The organism is Cupriavidus sp. CP313, assembly GCF_054072015.1.
On record NZ_JBSVZB010000006.1, the window covers coordinates 346478 to 362257 of the forward strand.

Below are 15780 nucleotides of genomic sequence, written 5' to 3' on the forward strand. Positions count from 1 at the left end.
TCAGCGCGCATTCACCGAAGCCATGAGCAGCAACCCCATCCCGGCCACGCCCGCCGCCAACGAGACCCCGGACAAGTACATCGTCCCGGGCCTGGAGCGCGGCCTGCGCCTGCTGAGCGAATTCAGCAGCAAGGACCGCACCATGTCGGCCGCGGAACTGGCGCGCCGCCTGAAGGTGCCGCGCTCGACCGTGTTCCGCCTGCTGGCCACGCTGGAAATGCTGGGCTTTGTCGAGCGCGCCGATGGCGGCCGGGATTTCCGGCTGGGCATGGCGGTGCTGCGCCTGGGGTTTGAATACCTGGCGTCGCTGGAGCTGACCGAGCTGGGTCGCCCGCTGCTGGAGCGGCTGCGCGACGAGATCGGCTATCCCAGCAACCTGGTGGTGCGCGACGGGCGTTCGATCGTCTATGTGGCCAAGGCGGTGTCGCCGCGGCCGTTTGCGAGTTCGGTCAACGTCGGCACGCGTCTGCCGGCGCATGCCACGGTGCTCGGGCGCGTGCTGCTCGAAGACCTGTCGCTGGCGGAGCTGCGCGCACTGTATCCGGAGACTCACCTCGAAGTCTTCTCCGACAGCACGCCGCGCACGGTCGACGAGCTGCACGAGATCGTCCAGCGCGACCGCGAGCGCGGCTACGTGCTGCAGGAAGGCTTCTTCGAGGCCAGTATTTCCACCATCGCCGCGCCTGTGCGCGACCGTACCGGCAAGGTGGTGGCGGCGCTGGGCGCGACCATCCCCGCCGCGCATATCGATCCGGCGCAACTGGATGCGATGGTGGAGAAGGTCAGGGATACCGCGGGCGAGCTGTCGCGCCTGCTCGACTACCGCCCGTCGCTGCACAGCAGTGGCGCCAAGGTGGTGAATCTGTATCGGGAGTGAGGACAATGTCCATGATTGAACTCGGCGGCAAGGTTGCCGTCGTTACCGGCGGGTCCTCCGGCATCGGGCTGGCGACCGTCGAGCTGCTGCTTGAAGCAGGCGCCGCCGTCGCCATGTGCGGCCGCGACGAGAGCCGCCTGCGCAGCGCCGAGGCGCAGCTGCGCGAGAAGTTTGCCGGGTGCCGGCTCTATGCCGCCACCTGCGACGTGCTCAAGCCTGAACAGGTCGCCGCTTTTGCCGCCGCCGTTCAGGCCACGCTGGGCAACGTCGACATGCTGGTCAACAACGCGGGCCAGGGTCGCGTGTCCACCTTCGCCAACACCGAGGACGCGGCCTGGATGGAAGAACTGCAGCTCAAGTTCTTCTCCGTGATCCACCCGACGCGCGCGTTCCTGCCGCAGCTGGAGCGCTCGGGCCAGGGCGCCGTGGTCTGCGTCAACTCGCTGCTGGCGCAGCAGCCGGAGCCGCACATGGTGGCCACCTCGGCCGCCCGTGCCGGCGTGCTCAACCTGGTGCGCTCGATGGCCACCGAGTTTGCGCCCAAGGGTGTCCGCGTCAACGGCATCCTGATCGGGCTGGTCGAATCGGGCCAGTGGCGCCGCCGCTTCGAGGCGCGCTCCGATGCAGACCGCCACCTGGACTGGGCCGCATGGACCGCGCGCCTGGCCCAGCAGAAACATATTCCCCTTGGCCGCCTGGGCCTGCCCATCGAGGCAGCCCGCGCCATCCTGTTCCTTGCCTCGCCGTTGTCTTCGTACACCACGGGCAGCCATATCGATATCTCCGGAGGACACTCCCATCATGCCTAATCAGCAACAGTACGAACAACAGCAGGTCACCGTCGGCTGCGCCATCACGGCGTTTCTCGAGCAGTGCGGCGTCAAGGCCGCCTTCGGCGTGATCTCGATCCACAACATGCCGATCCTCGACGCCATGGGCGAGCGCGGCAAGATCCGCTTCGTGCCGGCGCGCGGCGAAGCGGGCGGCACCAATATGGCCGATGCCTATGCCCGTACCACCGGCGGCCTGGGCGTATGCCTGACCAGCACCGGCACCGCCGCGGGCAACGCCGCCGGCGCCATGGTCGAAGCGCTGACCGCCGGCACGCCGATGCTGCATATCACCGGCCAGATCGAGACGCCTTACCTGGACCAGAGCCTCGCCTACATCCACGAAGCCCCGGACCAGCTCACCATGCTGAAAGCCGTGTCCAAGGCCGCCTTCCGCATCCGCAGCGCCGACACCGCCATCAGCACCATCAAGCTGGCCGTGCAGACCGCGCTGACGGCGCCGACCGGGCCGGTCAGCGTGGAGATCCCCATCGACATCCAGGCCGCGCTGATCGACATGCCGGCCGACCTGCAGCCGCTGCCGGTGCCGCAGCACGTGCCGTCGGCCCATGCGCTGGACGCGCTGGCCGAGCGCCTGGTCAAGGCCAAGCGCCCGCTGCTGTGGCTGGGCGGCGGTGCGCGCCATGCCAGCAAGCAGGTGCAGCGCCTGCTGGACCTGGGCTTCGGCGTGGTCACCAGCACGCAGGGCCGCGGCATCGTGCCGGAAGACGATCCCCGCTCGCTGGGCGCCTTCAACCTGCACAAGCCGGTCGAGAACTTCTACCAGACCTGCGACGCGATGCTGGTGGTGGGCTCGCGCCTGCGCGGCAATGAAACCCTGAAGTACGAACTGAAGCTGCCGCGCCCGCTGCTGCGCATCGACGCCGACCCGGCCGCCGAAGGCCGCTGTTACCTGAGCGACTACTTTGTCAGCGGCGACGCCGCGCTGGCGCTGGACGCCCTGGCTGACCGGCTCGAAAAGCGCATGCAGATCGACCCGGCCTTCGCCGCCGACCTGCGCCGTGCGCACGACACCGCCGTCAACGGCCTGGTCGACGGCCTTGGCCCGTACTCGGCGCTGGTGCAGGCGCTGCAGGGCGCGGTCGGCCGCAGCTTCAACTGGGTGCGCGACGTGACCGTGTCGAACAGCACCTGGGGCAACCGCCATCTGCGCATTTTCGATTCGCGTGCCGGCGTGCATGCGCTGGGCGGCGGCATCGGCCAGGGCCTGGCGATGGGCATCGGCGCCGCGATCGGTGCTGCGGCGACCGCTTCGGGCAAGAAGACCTTCACGCTGGCCGGCGACGGCGGCTTTATCCTGAACCTGGGCGAACTGGCCACCGCGGTGCAGGAACGCGCCGACATGGTGATCGTGCTGATGAACGACAAGGGCTACGGCGTGATCAAGAACATCCAGGACGCGCAGTACGGCGGCCGCCGCCACTACGTGGACCTGCATACGCCGGACTACGCCACGCTGGCAAAGTCGCTGTCGCTGCGCCATGCCCGCGTGAGCAACCTGGCAGACGTGGGTGCCGCGCTGGAAGCGGCCACCGTCGAGCCCGGCCCGTTCCTGCTCGAAATCGACATGCTGTCGATCGGTTCCTTCAAGACCATCTTTGCCGGCCCCCCGGTGAACAAGGACAACGAAGAGCCGGCGCGCGAACAAACCACTGTTACCGCCTGAGGGAGACCGGAGATGCTGCATGTGTCCATGGTTGGCTGCGGCGCGATCGGCCGCGGCGTGATGGAATTGCTCAAGAGCGATCCTGACGTGGTGTTCGACGTGGTGATCGTGCCGGAGCACACGATGGACGAGGCCCGCGACGCGGTCTCCGCGCTGGCGCCGGGCGCCCGCGTGGCGACGCACCTGGACGAGGGCCGCCCCGACCTGCTGGTCGAGTGCGCCGGCCACCATGCGCTGGAAGAGCACATCGTGCCGGCGCTGGAACGCGGCATCCCATGCATGGTGGTGTCGGTGGGCGCGCTGTCCGAGCCCGGCATGGCCGAGCGGCTGGAAGCGGCCGCGCGCCGCGGCGGGACGCAGGTGCAGCTGTTGTCGGGTGCGATCGGAGCGATCGATGCGCTGGCCGCGGCGCGTGTCGGCGGGCTGGATGAAGTCATCTACACCGGCCGCAAGCCGGCGCGCGCCTGGGCCGGCACGCCGGCCGAACAGCTCTTCGACCTGGATGCGTTGACTGAGCCGACCGTGATCTTCGAAGGCACGGCACGCGACGCGGCGCGCCTGTATCCCAAGAACGCCAACGTGGCTGCCACGGTGTCGCTGGCCGGCCTCGGCCTGGATCGCACGTCGGTGAAGCTGCTGGCCGATCCGCACGCCGTGGAAAACGTGCATCACGTGGAAGCACGCGGCGCCTTCGGTGGCTTCGAACTGACCATGCGCGGCAAGCCGCTCGCGGCCAATCCCAAGACTTCCGCGCTGACCGTGTTCAGCGTGGTACGCGCACTGGGCAACCGGGCGCACGCGGTATCGATCTAGCCCCGGCAGCCACGCCCCACAGACTTAGCAGGCAACGACAATGAAGACGCAAGAAGTACTCCCCATCTGCATCGCGGGCGAATGGCGCCTGGGGACCGGCGACCGCTACGGCACGCGCTACCCGGCCACCGGTGAAGTGGTGGCCGAGCTCAACGCCGCCAGCCTGGCGGACGTGGAAGAAGCCGTGCAGGGCGCCCACCAGGCTTTTCTGACCAGCGGCTGGGCCCAGCGCAAGCCGCATGAGCGCGCTGCCGTGCTGTACCGCGTGGCCGAGCTGATCCGCGCCCAGGGCGAGCAACTGGCCCAGCGCCAGCGCCTGGACAACGGCAAGCCGATCAGCGAGACGCGCGCCCTGGTGGCCAGCGCCGCTGGCACCTTTCAGTTTTTTGCCGCCGCCTGCGAGACGCTGGAAGAAACCATCACGCCCCAGCGCGGCGACTGCCTGACCATGAGCGTCTACGAGCCGATGGGCGTGGTCGCGGCGATCACGCCGTGGAACTCGCCGATCGCCAGCGAGGCGCAGAAGATGGCGCCGGCGCTCGCCGCCGGCAACGCCGTGGTGGTCAAGCCCGCCGAGGTCACGCCGCTGATGGCGCTGGAACTGGCGCGCATCTGCGAAGAGGCCGGCGTGCCCAAGGGCCTGGTCAGCGTGCTGCCGGGCAAGGGCTCGGTCATCGGCGACGCCATCACCAAGCATCCGCTGGTGCGCCGCGTGTCGTTCACCGGCGGCACCACCACCGGCAAGCACATCGCCCATATCGCCGCCGACAAGATGATGCCGGTGTCGCTGGAACTGGGTGGCAAGTCGCCGACCATGGTGTTCGACGATGCCGACCTGGACCATGCGGTCAACGGCGTGCTGTACGGCATCTTCAGCTCGTCGGGCGAGTCGTGCATCGCCGGCTCGCGCCTGTTCGTGGCGCGCTCGCAGTACGAGGCCTTTATCGACCGCCTGGCCGCCGGCGCCGCGCACCTGCGCGTGGGCGACCCCGCTGACGAGCGCACCCAGATGGGGCCGCTGATCACCGACCGCCACCGCGACAGCATCGAGTCGTACGTGGCGGCGGGCGTGGACGAGGGCGGCCAGCTGCGCACCGGCGGCTTGCGTCCCGACGTGGCCGGCCTGCCGAACGGCTATTTCTACACGCCGACCATCATCGAAGGCCTGGATAACAACGCGCGCATCTGCCAGGAAGAGATTTTCGGGCCGGTGCTGGTGGCGATCCCGTTCGACGACGAGGACGACCTGATCGCGCAGGCCAACGACAGCGTCTATGCGCTCGCCGCCGGCATCTGGACGCGCGACTACAAGCGCGCCTGGCGCGTGGCACGGGCCGTGCAAGCGGGCAATGTGTGGATCAACACCTACAAGCAGTTCTCGATCGCGACGCCGTTCGGCGGCTGGCGCGACAGCGGCCTGGGCCGCGAGAAGGGACGCCTTGGCATCCTGCAGTACATGGAGCAGAAGAGCGTGTACTGGGGCCTGAACGAACAACCGCTGCCGTGGGCCAACCACTGACCCCGGCAGGCTGGAGAGAAGCAATGATCAAGGTATTGGGGATCGACGAAATCGTCTACGGCGCGGATGACTTTGACGCCTGCCGTGGTTTTTTCACCGACTGGGGCCTGGCCATCAAGCGCGACGACGCGCAGGGCCTGGATTTCGAAACGCTCAACGGCTGCCGCGTGCTGGTGCGCCGCATCGACGATGCCACGCTGCCGCCCGCGATCGAAGCCGGCCCGACGCTGCGCGAAGTGGTGTGGGGTGTGGAGTCGCAGGCTTCGCTGGACTATCTCGCCAAGGCGATCGCCGACGCACCGGGCTTCGTGCGCCAGGGTGAGGGCGACACCCTGCGCATCGGCTGCACCGACCCGAACGGCCTGGCCGTGCGCTTCCAGGTCACGCGCAAGCATGACGTGCAGGTTGACTGCGCGCTGATGAACACGTGGAACGACAAGCCGCGCCTGAACCAGCGCAGCCCGATCTACGACCACGCCACCCCGATCGAAGTGGGCCACGTGGTGTTCTTCGTCAAGGACGTCAAGGCCACGGAGCGCTTCTATGTCGAGAAGTTCGGCTTCGTGCCGTCGGACCGCTACCCGGACCGCGGCGCCTTCCTGCGCTGCACGCCCGAAGGCGGCCACCACGACCTGTTCCTGCTGCAGCTGCCGGAACCCAAGAGCGGCCTGAACCACGTTGCCTTCACCGTGCGCGACATCCATGAAGTCTTCGGCGGCGGCATGCATGTCTCGCGCAAGGGCTGGGACACGCAGCTCGGCCCGGGGCGCCACCCGATCTCATCGGCTTACTTCTGGTACTTCAAGAACCCGGCCGGCGGCCTGATCGAGTATTACGCCGACGAAGACCAGCTGGACGAACACTGGGAGCCGCGCGCTTTCGAGCCGGGCCCGACCATGTTCGCCGAATGGGCGATCGAAGGCGGCATCGACGGCAACACCCGCCGCCAGAAGAACGCGGGCGGACCGGCAGGCAAGTTCCTGACCGAGAAGCGGTAAGTCAGCAGCCATCGAAGGAAGCAGCAATGAGTGCCCACCAGTCCCTGACCCTGCGCGTCCACGCCATGCGCTATGAAGCGCGCGGCGTGGTCAGCATCGAACTGCAAGATCCCGAAGGGAAGACCCTGCCCGAGTACAGCCCGGGCGCCCATATCGACCTGCACCTGGGCAACGGCCTGGTGCGCAGCTACTCGCTGTGCGGCGCGCCCGAAGCGCGCCAGCGCTATACCGTGGGCGTGCTGCTGGACCGCGGCAGCCGCGGCGGTTCGCGCTACGTGCATGAGCAGTTGCGCGTGGGCGCCACGCTGACCGTGGGGGCGCCGCGCAACAACTTCGCGCTGGACGAAAGCGCCGCGCACACCGTGCTGGTCGCCGGCGGCATCGGCGTCACGCCGATCGTCTGCATGGCGCGCCGCCTGGCCGAGCTGGGCAAGTCGTTCACGCTGATCTACTGCGCCCGTTCGCGTGCCGAGGCCGCGTTCGTCGAACCGCTGTCGGCCCATGGCGATGCCGTGCGCTTTCACTTCGACGACGAGGCCGGCGTGCCGCCGGACCTGAAGGCGATGCTGGCCGGCCTGGACGTGCAGACGCACTTCTACTGCTGCGGCCCCGGCCCGATGCTGAAGGCGTTCGAGGCTGCCTGCGAAGCGCACGGCTACCCAAACGTGCACATCGAGCGCTTTGCCGCCGACCCCTCGACCGAGGCCGTGCAGGAGGGCGAGTACACCGTGTCGCTGTCGCGCACCGGCACCACCGTCAAGGTGCCGTCCGGCAAGTCGCTGCTGGACGCGCTGCTCGATGCCGGCGTGCAGATGGACTACAGCTGCCGCGAAGGCGTGTGCGGCTCGTGCGAGACCGCGGTGCTGGAAGGCTGCCCCGACCATCGCGACAGCGTGCTCAGCAGCAGCGAGCGCGCCAGCAACAAGACCATGATGGTCTGCGTATCCGGCTGCAAGGGCAATCGCCTGGTGCTGGACCTGTAATGTCTCGATCGGGTGCTCCGCTCTCCCGCATGCGAGGAGAGGGAGTAATCCTGTCGCGAAGAACCAGACGAGAAGTCCCGTGTTAACCCAGAGACAAGACGCAGCGTCCCCCGGCGCACCGGTGGCCGCCACCGCAGGTATCGTGACCACGGCCGACAGCGCTGGCCAGAGCGCAACGGCGGCCCGCAGCGGCCCGCTCACGCGCGGCAATATCGTTGCCCGCATCGAGCGTATGCCGGGCAACGCCATGCATATCCGCGCCCGGCTGCTGATCGGCCTGGCCACCTTCTTCGATGGCTTCGACGTGATCGCCATCGCCGCCACGCTGCCGCTGCTGATCGCGCAGTGGTCGCTCACGCCGGGCCAGATCGGCTTCCTGATCGCGGCGCCGTCGGTTGGCCAGCTGGTTGGCGCGCTGCTGTTCCCGGGCCTGGCCGAGCGCTTCGGCCGGCTGCGCTCGATCGGCTGGAGTGCGGGCATCATCGGCCTGATGAGCCTGGCCTGCGGCTTTGCCCCGTCGTTCGAGATCTTCGCGCTGCTGCGTATCGTGCAGGGCCTGGGCCTGGGCGGCGAGCTGCCGGTGGCGGCCACCTATATCAACGAGGTCACGCGCGCCCATGGGCGCGGGCGCTTCGTGCTGCTGTACGAAGTGGTGTTCCCGATCGGGCTGATGGTATCCAACGGCATCGGCGCCTGGCTGGTGCCGCACTACGGCTGGGAGGTGATGTACTTCATCGGCGGCGTGCCGCTGGTGCTGTTCTTCATCCTGCGCCGCGTGATCCCCGAATCGCCGCGCTGGCTGGCCGAGAAGGGCCGGCTGGAAGAGGCCGACGCTGCGCTGCGGGCATTCGAGGCGCGCGCCAGGACGCCGCTGCCGCCGCCGGGCGACACCAGCGCCTATGAACGCATGACCCAGCACCCGCGCCGCCGCGTGCGCGACCTGGTCAGCAAGCCCTATATTGGCCGCACGCTGGCGGTATGGATGTTGTGGGCAACCTGCGGCTTTATCCAGTACGGGCTGTCGACGTGGCTGCCCACGGTCTACAAGACCGTCTACCACGCGCCGCTGCAGCTGGCGCTGAACCTCGCCGCCGGAGCCTCGGTGCTGGGCGTGATCGGTTCGCTGGTGTGCGCGATGATCGTCGACAAGGTCGGGCGCAAGCCGGTGATCAATGTGTCGTTCCTGCTGTGCGCGCTGTCGCTGGTGCTGGCGGGGGTGTTCCACGCGTCGAACGTGTACGTGGTCGCTACCCTCTGCGCGCTGGCGATGGGGTTCCTGGCCAGCGGCTTTATCACCGCCTATGTCTATACGCCGGAGCTGTATCCGACCAGCGTGCGGGCGATGGGGTGTGGGCTGGGTGGGGCGTGGCTGAAGCTGGCGGCAATCTTCGCGCCGGGGCTGATTGCCAGCACCATCGGCAGCGGGAACCTCAGCGTCGCCTTCTTTGCACTGTCCGTGGTGCCCGCGCTGGCGGCTGTCACCGTGCATTTCCTTGGCATCGAGACCAAGGGGCGGGTGCTGGAAGAACTGGAGGTCTGAACGGGCGTGCTCGTCCCGTTCCCTTCGGGCCGCCCCGCAATCCGGGGGCGGCCCTTTTTCCTTATTCTTGCGTGCGCAACAGCTTGCGCAACCCCTGGTAGACCGCCTCCCGCTCCTCCGGCGACAACTGCCGGATCACCTGCGCCTGCCCCCGCCGCGCCAGCGGCATCACCTGGTCATGCAGCGCGGCACCGGCTTCGCTGATCGCGCAGATCAGCTTCTTGCGCGGCGTGTTGCCGGCTGAGGTCAGTCGCACCAATCCCCGTTCCTCCAGCAGCCGCAGCGTGCGGCTCACCAGCGCCTTGTCCGAGGTCGACTGCGTCACCAGTTCGGCAAACGGCAGCTCGCGTGCGTGCGCCAGCAGCGCCAGGATGCGCCACTCCGGCACGGTCAGGCCGAACTGTTCCGCATAGGGCTTGGTCACCGTGCTGCGCAGCGCGGTGACCAGCTGGCTCAGCATCGTGGTCAGGAAATTGTCGACGGTCAGGCCGCTGCCGGCCTCGTCGAGGTCGGTCCAGGGGCTGGTGTTGTTGGTGTCTGGCGCGGGCTGGCCGTTGGCGGGCGCGGCGTCACGGGGCATGCGTTCCTCTTGGTCAGGGTCCGCCGGCCGCAGAGTTCGGGCCGGTTGGCGGGCCCGATTGTCTCACAGGCGCTGGCCAATTCCGTCGAGCTGCGCCGCCGCGACCAGACCATCGTGGTGCGTTGGCCCGCCGCCCGGGGCGAGCAATGCGCGGCCTGGCTGCGCGACCACCTGCGTCCAGGGGCATAGGCGGGCCCAGGGCGGGGTCTGCCGGCAATACGGGTACCCTATGGGGTGCAGGCGTGATATATGAGAGCGTTACGCCAAGACCGAATATTGCTGAGACAGACCATGACGACCGATTCGCCGCAGGAAGACACGCAGGAAAGCGGCCAGGAGGGCGCCCAGGAGAGTGCCCAGGACAAGTACATCGTGCCGGGGCTGGAGCGCGGCCTGCGGCTGCTGGCCGAATTCAGCAGCCGTGAGCGCACCTTGTCGGCGGCCGAGCTGGCGCGTCGCCTGAAGGTGCCCCGTTCGACCGTGTTCCGGCTGCTGGCCACGCTGGAAATGATGGGCTTCGTCGAGCGCACCGACGGCGGGCGCGAGTTCCGCCTGGGCATGGCGGTGCTGCGGCTGGGCTTTGACTACCTGGCCTCGCTGGAGCTGACCGAGCTGGGCCGCCCGCTGCTGGACCGGCTGCGCGACGAGATCCACTATCCGTGCAACCTGGTGGTGCGCGACGGGCGCTCCATCGTCTATGTGGCCAAGTCGGTGGCCTCGCGCCCGTTTGCCAGCACGGTCAATGTCGGCACGCGGCTGCCGGCGCACGCCACCGTGCTGGGCCGCGTGCTGCTAGAGGACCTGTCGCTGGCGGAACTGCGCGCGCTGTATCCGGAAGAGCGCCTGGAGGTGTATTCCGAAAGCACCCCGCGTACCGTCGAAGAGCTGTACGACATGGTCCAGCGCGACCGCCAGCGCGGCTATGTGCTGCATGAAGGGTTCTTCGAGGCCAGCATCTCCACCATCGCGGCGCCGGTGCGCGACCGCAGCGGCAAGGTGGTGGCGGCGCTGGGCGCGACCATCCCGGCCTCGCGCATCGATCCGGACCAGCTCGACAACGTGGTGGAACAGGTCAGGCGGGCGGCGGCCGAGCTGTCGCGCCTGCTCGACTACCGGCCGGAGGTGCCCAAGCCGTTCGCCTGAGGGCAAGACGCCGCCGGCCCTCGGCTTCGCTCCGCGCAAGCGCAGAAAGAACCAACAGGGCACTTTGAGCCTGCGCAGCAGCCGTAGGCGTCCCCGCGATGCGGCTGGCAGCAGGCGGCCTACACCCTGCATGGGGATCGTTCAATAGTGGGTGATCGGAGGCGTTATCCCTGACTCACATGGCGTAGCAGGCTCGAACGGGCACCCAAGCCCAAACGGCAAGCACCACCGTGCGAACCACCAACGCCGTGCAATTGATTGCCAGCCGCATAGGCGACGCGTTTCTTGCTTACTTCTTGTCGCTTGGACAAGAAGTAAGTCGCCGGCTACGCCGGCGAAACAGCCCACGCGCGCCAAGAGCGACGACCGACCGCATAGCGGACAAGCCCCAAAAAAACAGCCGCACGCGGCGGCTGCTCTTGAAACCATCACTGGTACAGAATCGCTCAAAGCCCCAACACAAGCTTCGCAATGATATTGCGCTGGATCTCGTTAGACCCCCCATAAATCGACGCCTTGCGATAGTTGAAATAACGCGGCGCCAGCACGGCCGCATAGTCCGGCCCGACCCGCTGCGCCGCCTCACGTCCCTGCAACTCAGCCCATGTGTCCTGCACGAACGGCAACGCCGCCGGCCCTGCAGCTTCCACGGCGAGTTCGCTGGCCGCCTGCAGAGTCTCAGTGCCCGTGAGCTTCAGCATGCTAGACGCAGCGCCGATCGAGGTCCCCGATTCCACGCCTGAGAACACCCGCAACTCAACCGCTTCAAGCGCAGCAGCACGCAGGTGCAGCGCTGCCAGCTTGCGGCGGAACAAGGGATCGTCCAGCAGGCGGCCACCGTCGTCGGCAGGCTGTTCCGCGGCGATTTCCGCGATCTTCGACAACTGCTTGCGCAGCATCGGGCTGTAGGTGCCGCCGCGCTCGAACTCAAGCAGGTACTTGGCATAGGTCCAACCCTTGCCTTCTTCCCCGATGCGGTTCGCCACCGGCACGCGCAAGTTCTCGAAGAACACCTGGTTCACTTCCTGCTGCCCGGTCATGGGACCGTCCAGCGTCGGCAGTGCCGACACCGTGATGCCAGGGGTGTGCATGTCGAGCAGCAGGAACGAAATCCCCTCCTGGCGCTTCGATTCGCGGCTGGTGCGCACCAGGCAGAACATCCAGTCGGCCCACTGCGCATGCGTGGTCCAGATCTTGGAGCCGTTCAGGATGTAGTGCTCGCCCTCGCTGTCGGTGCCGTGGTCGGCGCGCATCTGCAGCGAGGCCAGGTCGGAGCCGGAGTTGGGTTCGGAATAGCCCTGGCACCACCACACGTCCGAGCTCAGGATCGGCGGCAGGAAGCGCTGCTTCTGTTCGGGCGTGCCGTACTTCATGATCACCGGCGCCACCATCTTCAGGCCCATCGGCGACACTGGCGGGCAGCCGGCGGCGGCCAGTTCCGACTGGAAGATAAAGCGCTCGGTCGAGGTCCAGCCCGGGCCGCCGTGTTCCTTCGGCCAGTTCGGCGCGGCCCAGCCGCGCGCGTGCAGCGCCTTCTGCCAGCGCAGCTGCGCGGCCTTGTCGAGGTAGCCGTTCTTGGACTGCGCCATCATCGCGCGCAGGTCGGCGTCATAGGCCTGGGCGATCCAGGCGCGCACGTCTTCGCGGAACTGCTGGTCTTGCGGGGAGAAATCGAGATTCATCGACGGGCCTCGCTGGGTAATCGTCTGTGTTCGGGGATGCTGGCTTCAGGCCGCGGCCTGGGCGGGGTAGAGCAGGTCGGCGTAGCGGCGCAGGTGGTGCTCGGCGGAGCCCAGCTGCAGGTCGATCGCGGTGACGCGCTTGAAGTAGTGGCCCACGGCCAGCTCTTCGGTGACGCCCATGCCGCCGTGGATCTGCACCGCCGCCTGGCCGACAAAGGCGCCGGCCTGGCCGGCCTGGATCTTGGCCGCGCACGCCGCCTGGGCGCGCGCCTGCGGTGCGCTGGCGGCCTGCATCGCCGCCACCTGGGTCAGCGCCACGGATTGCTCCAGCTGCATGTACATGTCGGCCATGCGGTGCTGCAGCACCTGGAAGGTGCCGATCGGCACGCCGAACTGCTTGCGCTGGCGCGCATAGTCGATGGTGTCGGCCAGCATGCGCGCCATCGCGCCATTGGCTTCGGCAGAGAGCGTGACCATGGCTTCGTCGCACAGCTGTTCGATCAGGGCAAAGGCTTCGCCTTCCGCGCCGATGCGCTGGCTGGCCGGCACCTGCACGTTGTCTAGCAGCACCTCTGCAGCGCGCAGGCCGTCGAAGGTCGGGTACTCGCGCAGCGTCACGCCCGGCGTGTCGCGTGCAATCCAGAACAGGCTGATGCCGTCGCGGTCGCGGCGCGCGCCGGAGGTGCGGGCGCTGACCACCAGATGGGTGGCGAACGGCGCGCCGACCACGGCCTGCTTGTGCCCGCTCAGCTTGTAGCCGTTGCCCTGGCGCGTGGCGCTGGCCTGCACGCCGTGCCGGCAGTAGCGGCTGGCGGGTTCGGCATGGGCCCAGGCGGCGGTGGCTTCGCCGCCGATGATGGCCGGCACCCACTGCGCGGCCAGCTCGGGGCTGCCGTGCATCAGCGCGCCGCCGCCCAGCACCACGGTGCCCAGGTAGGGCTCCAGCACCAGGTGGCGGCCCAGTTGTTCCATCACGATCATGTGCTCGGCCGCGCCGCCGCCCAGGCCACCCAGCGTCTCGGGGTAGGCCGCGCCGAGAATGCCGAGCTCGCGGGCGAATGCGCGCCAGCAGTCCGGGCGCCAGCCCGCGGCGGACTGCACGGCAGCACGGCGGGCTTCGAAATCATAGTGGTCGGCCAGGTAACGCGCGAGCGTGTCGCGCAGCATCGACTGTTCTTCGCTGAACTGGAAATCCACCTTGGCTCCTTCGGAATGGGGGGTGAGGCGTGATTGCGGTAGTCTGGCGGGCATCATCCTGCCAGGCCGACCGGTGGCGCATCGTCGCATCGGACGAAGCTGTCCCGGCGCGTCCGCGGTCCGCTTTTTGCGGCACTGCGGCAAAACGGTGGCGGGACCGCTTCGTCGCTTCCGACGATTGTTGAACCGGCTGGGGTTCCGAGAATGCGGGATCGGCATCCGCCAACACACCGACACCCGTCGAGGAGTTCAACGCCATGCATCCGCACATCCACGCGCAGCGCACACCCGAAAAACCAGCCGTCATCATGGGTGGCAGCGGCGCAGTCGTCACCTACCGCGAACTGGACGAACGCTCGAACCAGGTCGCCCATCTGTTCCGCAGCCAGGGACTGCAGCCCGGTGACCGCGTGGCGTTCATGGTCGAGAATCATCCGCGCCTGTTCGAACTGTGCTGGGGCGCGCAGCGCAGCGGCATTGTCTATATCTGCCTGAGCACGCGGCTGAACGTGGCCGATGCCGCCTACATCATCAATGACAGCGGCGCTAAGCTGCTGGTCACCACGCACGCGCAGGCCGAGGTCGCGGCAGCCGTGGCCGGGCAGACGCCGGCATTGCGCGGCAGGTTGATGCTGGACGGCACCGTGCCGGGCTATGACGCGTACGAGACCGCGCTGGCGCGCTGCCCGGCAACGCCCATCGATGGTGAAGTGACCGGTGGCGACATGCTGTATTCGTCCGGCACCACGGGCCGGCCGAAGGGGGTGTATGCGCCGCCGTCGAGCGCGAATATTGAAGAGCCCACGACCCTGACCAGCCTGTGCCAGCGGCTCTATGGCTTCGATGCCGAGACGCGCTACCTGTCGCCCGCGCCGCTTTACCACGCGGCGCCGCTGCGCTACAACATGACCGTGCAGGCGCTGGGCGGTACCGCGGTGGTGATGGAGCATTTCGATGCCGAGCACTACCTGCAGCTGGTGCAGCAGCACCGCATCACGCATACGCAGCTGGTGCCGACGATGTTCTCGCGCATGCTCAAGCTGCCCGAGGCGCAGCGGCAGGCCTATGACGTGTCGTCGCTGCACGTGGCGATCCACGCGGCCGCGCCGTGCCCGGTGCAGGTCAAGGAAGCCATGATCGCGTGGTGGGGACCGGTGATCTGGGAGTACTACGCCGGCACCGAAGGCAATGGCGTGACCGTGGTCAGCACGCCGGAGTGGCTGGAGCGCAAGGGCACGGTGGGCCGGGCCATGGTTGGCAAGCTGCGCATCTGCGGGCCGGACGGCGCGCTGCTGCCGCCGGGCGAATCGGGCACGATCTACTTTGCCGAAGGCCGCGCCTTTGCGTACCACAACGACGAGGCCAAGACCGCGGAGTCGCGCCACCCGCAGCAGCCGGACTGGAGCACCATCGGCGATGTCGGCTACGTGGATGCGGACGGCTACCTGTACCTGACCGACCGCAAGGCCAACATGATCATCTCCGGCGGTGTCAACATCTACCCGCAGGAGGCAGAGAACCTGCTGATGACGCATCCCAAGGTGATGGACGTGGCCGTGATCGGCGTGCCCAACGAGGACTTCGGCGAAGAGGTCAAGGCTGTGGTGCAGCCCGCCGACATGGGCCTGGCCGGTCCCGAGCTGGCCGCGGAACTGATCGCGTTCTGCCGCGCCAACCTGTCGGCCATCAAGTGCCCGCGCTCGGTCGACTTCGCGTCCGAGCTGCCGCGCCTGCCTACCGGCAAGCTGCTCAAGCGGCTGCTGCGCGACCGCTACTGGGCTGGCCACGCCAACAAGCTGGTGTAAGGCCGCATGCCGTTGCCCGCATTTTCGCGAGTGCAGCGGTTTACGTCATAATCCCCCGTTACATCACAGCCACGGTCGCCCGCCTGCATCCGCAGCGCGGGCGGGCGCATCGCGCGGCCTGCAACG

Annotated in this window: 13 protein-coding genes; 10 read left to right on the plus strand and 3 right to left on the minus strand. The window is 68.0% G+C overall.

Translation table 11 applies throughout. The features are described 5' to 3' along the window. The first annotated feature begins 22 nt into the window (after nucleotides 1-22). The 8 genes from ACW4E8_RS12000 to ACW4E8_RS12035 all read left to right on the plus strand — a co-directional run bounded on the left by ACW4E8_RS12000 (nucleotide 23) and on the right by ACW4E8_RS12035 (nucleotide 9247). On the plus strand, nucleotides 23-877 hold the full coding sequence (locus ACW4E8_RS12000) for an IclR family transcriptional regulator (protein WP_456804712.1): 855 nt from the start codon (nucleotides 23-25) through the stop codon (nucleotides 875-877). Between the two features lie 5 nt (nucleotides 878-882). Further along, a complete protein-coding gene (locus ACW4E8_RS12005) occupies nucleotides 883-1686 on the plus strand; it encodes an SDR family oxidoreductase (protein ID WP_456804713.1) in 804 nt (267 codons plus the stop codon). Continuing rightward, complete coding sequence (locus ACW4E8_RS12010; RefSeq protein WP_456804714.1) at nucleotides 1679-3394, plus strand: thiamine pyrophosphate-binding protein; 1716 nt, start codon at nucleotides 1679-1681, stop codon at nucleotides 3392-3394. The genes ACW4E8_RS12005 and ACW4E8_RS12010 overlap by 8 nt, the downstream gene beginning before the upstream one ends. Before the next feature lie 12 nt (nucleotides 3395-3406). Next, nucleotides 3407-4207 (plus strand): aspartate dehydrogenase, encoded by an 801-nt coding sequence (locus ACW4E8_RS12015; RefSeq protein ID WP_456804715.1) that lies wholly within the window; start codon nucleotides 3407-3409, stop codon nucleotides 4205-4207. Between the two features lie 40 nt (nucleotides 4208-4247). Next, nucleotides 4248-5726: an aldehyde dehydrogenase gene (locus tag ACW4E8_RS12020; protein ID WP_456804716.1), complete on the plus strand. Its 1479-nt coding sequence runs from the start codon at nucleotides 4248-4250 to the stop codon at nucleotides 5724-5726. 23 nt (nucleotides 5727-5749) lie between these two features. Further along, entirely contained in the window at nucleotides 5750-6724 is a 975-nt protein-coding gene (locus ACW4E8_RS12025; RefSeq protein WP_456804717.1) for a VOC family protein, read from the plus strand. Between the two features lie 26 nt (nucleotides 6725-6750). After that, on the plus strand, nucleotides 6751-7707 hold the full coding sequence (locus tag ACW4E8_RS12030; RefSeq protein WP_456804718.1) for a PDR/VanB family oxidoreductase: 957 nt from the start codon (nucleotides 6751-6753) through the stop codon (nucleotides 7705-7707). Between the two features lie 121 nt (nucleotides 7708-7828). Continuing rightward, nucleotides 7829-9247: an MFS transporter gene (locus ACW4E8_RS12035; RefSeq protein WP_456804746.1), complete on the plus strand. Its 1419-nt coding sequence runs from the start codon at nucleotides 7829-7831 to the stop codon at nucleotides 9245-9247. A 61-nt stretch (nucleotides 9248-9308) separates the two neighbouring features. Here ACW4E8_RS12035 and ACW4E8_RS12040 read toward each other — a convergent pair whose 3' ends face one another. Next, nucleotides 9309-9827 (minus strand): MarR family winged helix-turn-helix transcriptional regulator, encoded by a 519-nt coding sequence (locus tag ACW4E8_RS12040; RefSeq protein WP_456804719.1) that lies wholly within the window; start codon nucleotides 9825-9827, stop codon nucleotides 9309-9311. A gap of 291 nt (nucleotides 9828-10118) precedes the next feature. Between ACW4E8_RS12040 and ACW4E8_RS12045 the strand changes: the two genes are divergently transcribed. Continuing rightward, entirely contained in the window at nucleotides 10119-10970 is an 852-nt protein-coding gene (locus tag ACW4E8_RS12045) for an IclR family transcriptional regulator (protein WP_018311864.1), read from the plus strand. Between the two features lie 446 nt (nucleotides 10971-11416). Here ACW4E8_RS12045 and ACW4E8_RS12050 read toward each other — a convergent pair whose 3' ends face one another. Next, nucleotides 11417-12652 carry an acyl-CoA dehydrogenase family protein gene (locus ACW4E8_RS12050; protein ID WP_456804720.1) on the minus strand — a complete coding sequence of 412 codons (1236 nt, stop codon included), beginning with the start codon at nucleotides 12650-12652 and terminating at the stop codon, nucleotides 11417-11419. A gap of 45 nt (nucleotides 12653-12697) precedes the next feature. Beyond that, nucleotides 12698-13849, minus strand: coding sequence for an acyl-CoA dehydrogenase family protein (locus ACW4E8_RS12055; RefSeq protein WP_456804721.1), 1152 nt, complete (start codon nucleotides 13847-13849; stop codon nucleotides 12698-12700). Nucleotides 13850-14106: 257 nt separating this feature from the next. Here ACW4E8_RS12055 and ACW4E8_RS12060 point away from each other — a divergent pair, with 257 nt between their 5' ends. Beyond that, entirely contained in the window at nucleotides 14107-15654 is a 1548-nt protein-coding gene (locus ACW4E8_RS12060; protein ID WP_456804722.1) for an AMP-binding protein, read from the plus strand. The last annotated feature ends 126 nt before the right edge of the window (nucleotides 15655-15780 follow it).

What these genes read in the sequence shown, in the direction of transcription:
- ACW4E8_RS12000 (WP_456804712.1), top strand. Translation starts at nt 23, where the DNA reads ATGAGCAGCAACCCCATCCCGGCCACGCCCGCCGCCAACGAGACCCCG.
- ACW4E8_RS12005 (WP_456804713.1), top strand. Translation starts at nt 883, where the DNA reads ATGTCCATGATTGAACTCGGCGGCAAGGTTGCCGTCGTTACCGGCGGG.
- ACW4E8_RS12010 (WP_456804714.1), top strand. Translation starts at nt 1,679, where the DNA reads ATGCCTAATCAGCAACAGTACGAACAACAGCAGGTCACCGTCGGCTGC.
- ACW4E8_RS12015 (WP_456804715.1), top strand. Translation starts at nt 3,407, where the DNA reads ATGCTGCATGTGTCCATGGTTGGCTGCGGCGCGATCGGCCGCGGCGTG.
- ACW4E8_RS12020 (WP_456804716.1), top strand. Translation starts at nt 4,248, where the DNA reads ATGAAGACGCAAGAAGTACTCCCCATCTGCATCGCGGGCGAATGGCGC.
- ACW4E8_RS12025 (WP_456804717.1), top strand. Translation starts at nt 5,750, where the DNA reads ATGATCAAGGTATTGGGGATCGACGAAATCGTCTACGGCGCGGATGAC.
- ACW4E8_RS12030 (WP_456804718.1), top strand. Translation starts at nt 6,751, where the DNA reads ATGAGTGCCCACCAGTCCCTGACCCTGCGCGTCCACGCCATGCGCTAT.
- ACW4E8_RS12040 (WP_456804719.1), bottom strand. Translation starts at nt 9,827, where the DNA reads ATGCCCCGTGACGCCGCGCCCGCCAACGGCCAGCCCGCGCCAGACACC.
- ACW4E8_RS12045 (WP_018311864.1), top strand. Translation starts at nt 10,119, where the DNA reads ATGACGACCGATTCGCCGCAGGAAGACACGCAGGAAAGCGGCCAGGAG.
- ACW4E8_RS12050 (WP_456804720.1), bottom strand. Translation starts at nt 12,652, where the DNA reads ATGAATCTCGATTTCTCCCCGCAAGACCAGCAGTTCCGCGAAGACGTG.
- ACW4E8_RS12060 (WP_456804722.1), top strand. Translation starts at nt 14,107, where the DNA reads ATGCATCCGCACATCCACGCGCAGCGCACACCCGAAAAACCAGCCGTC.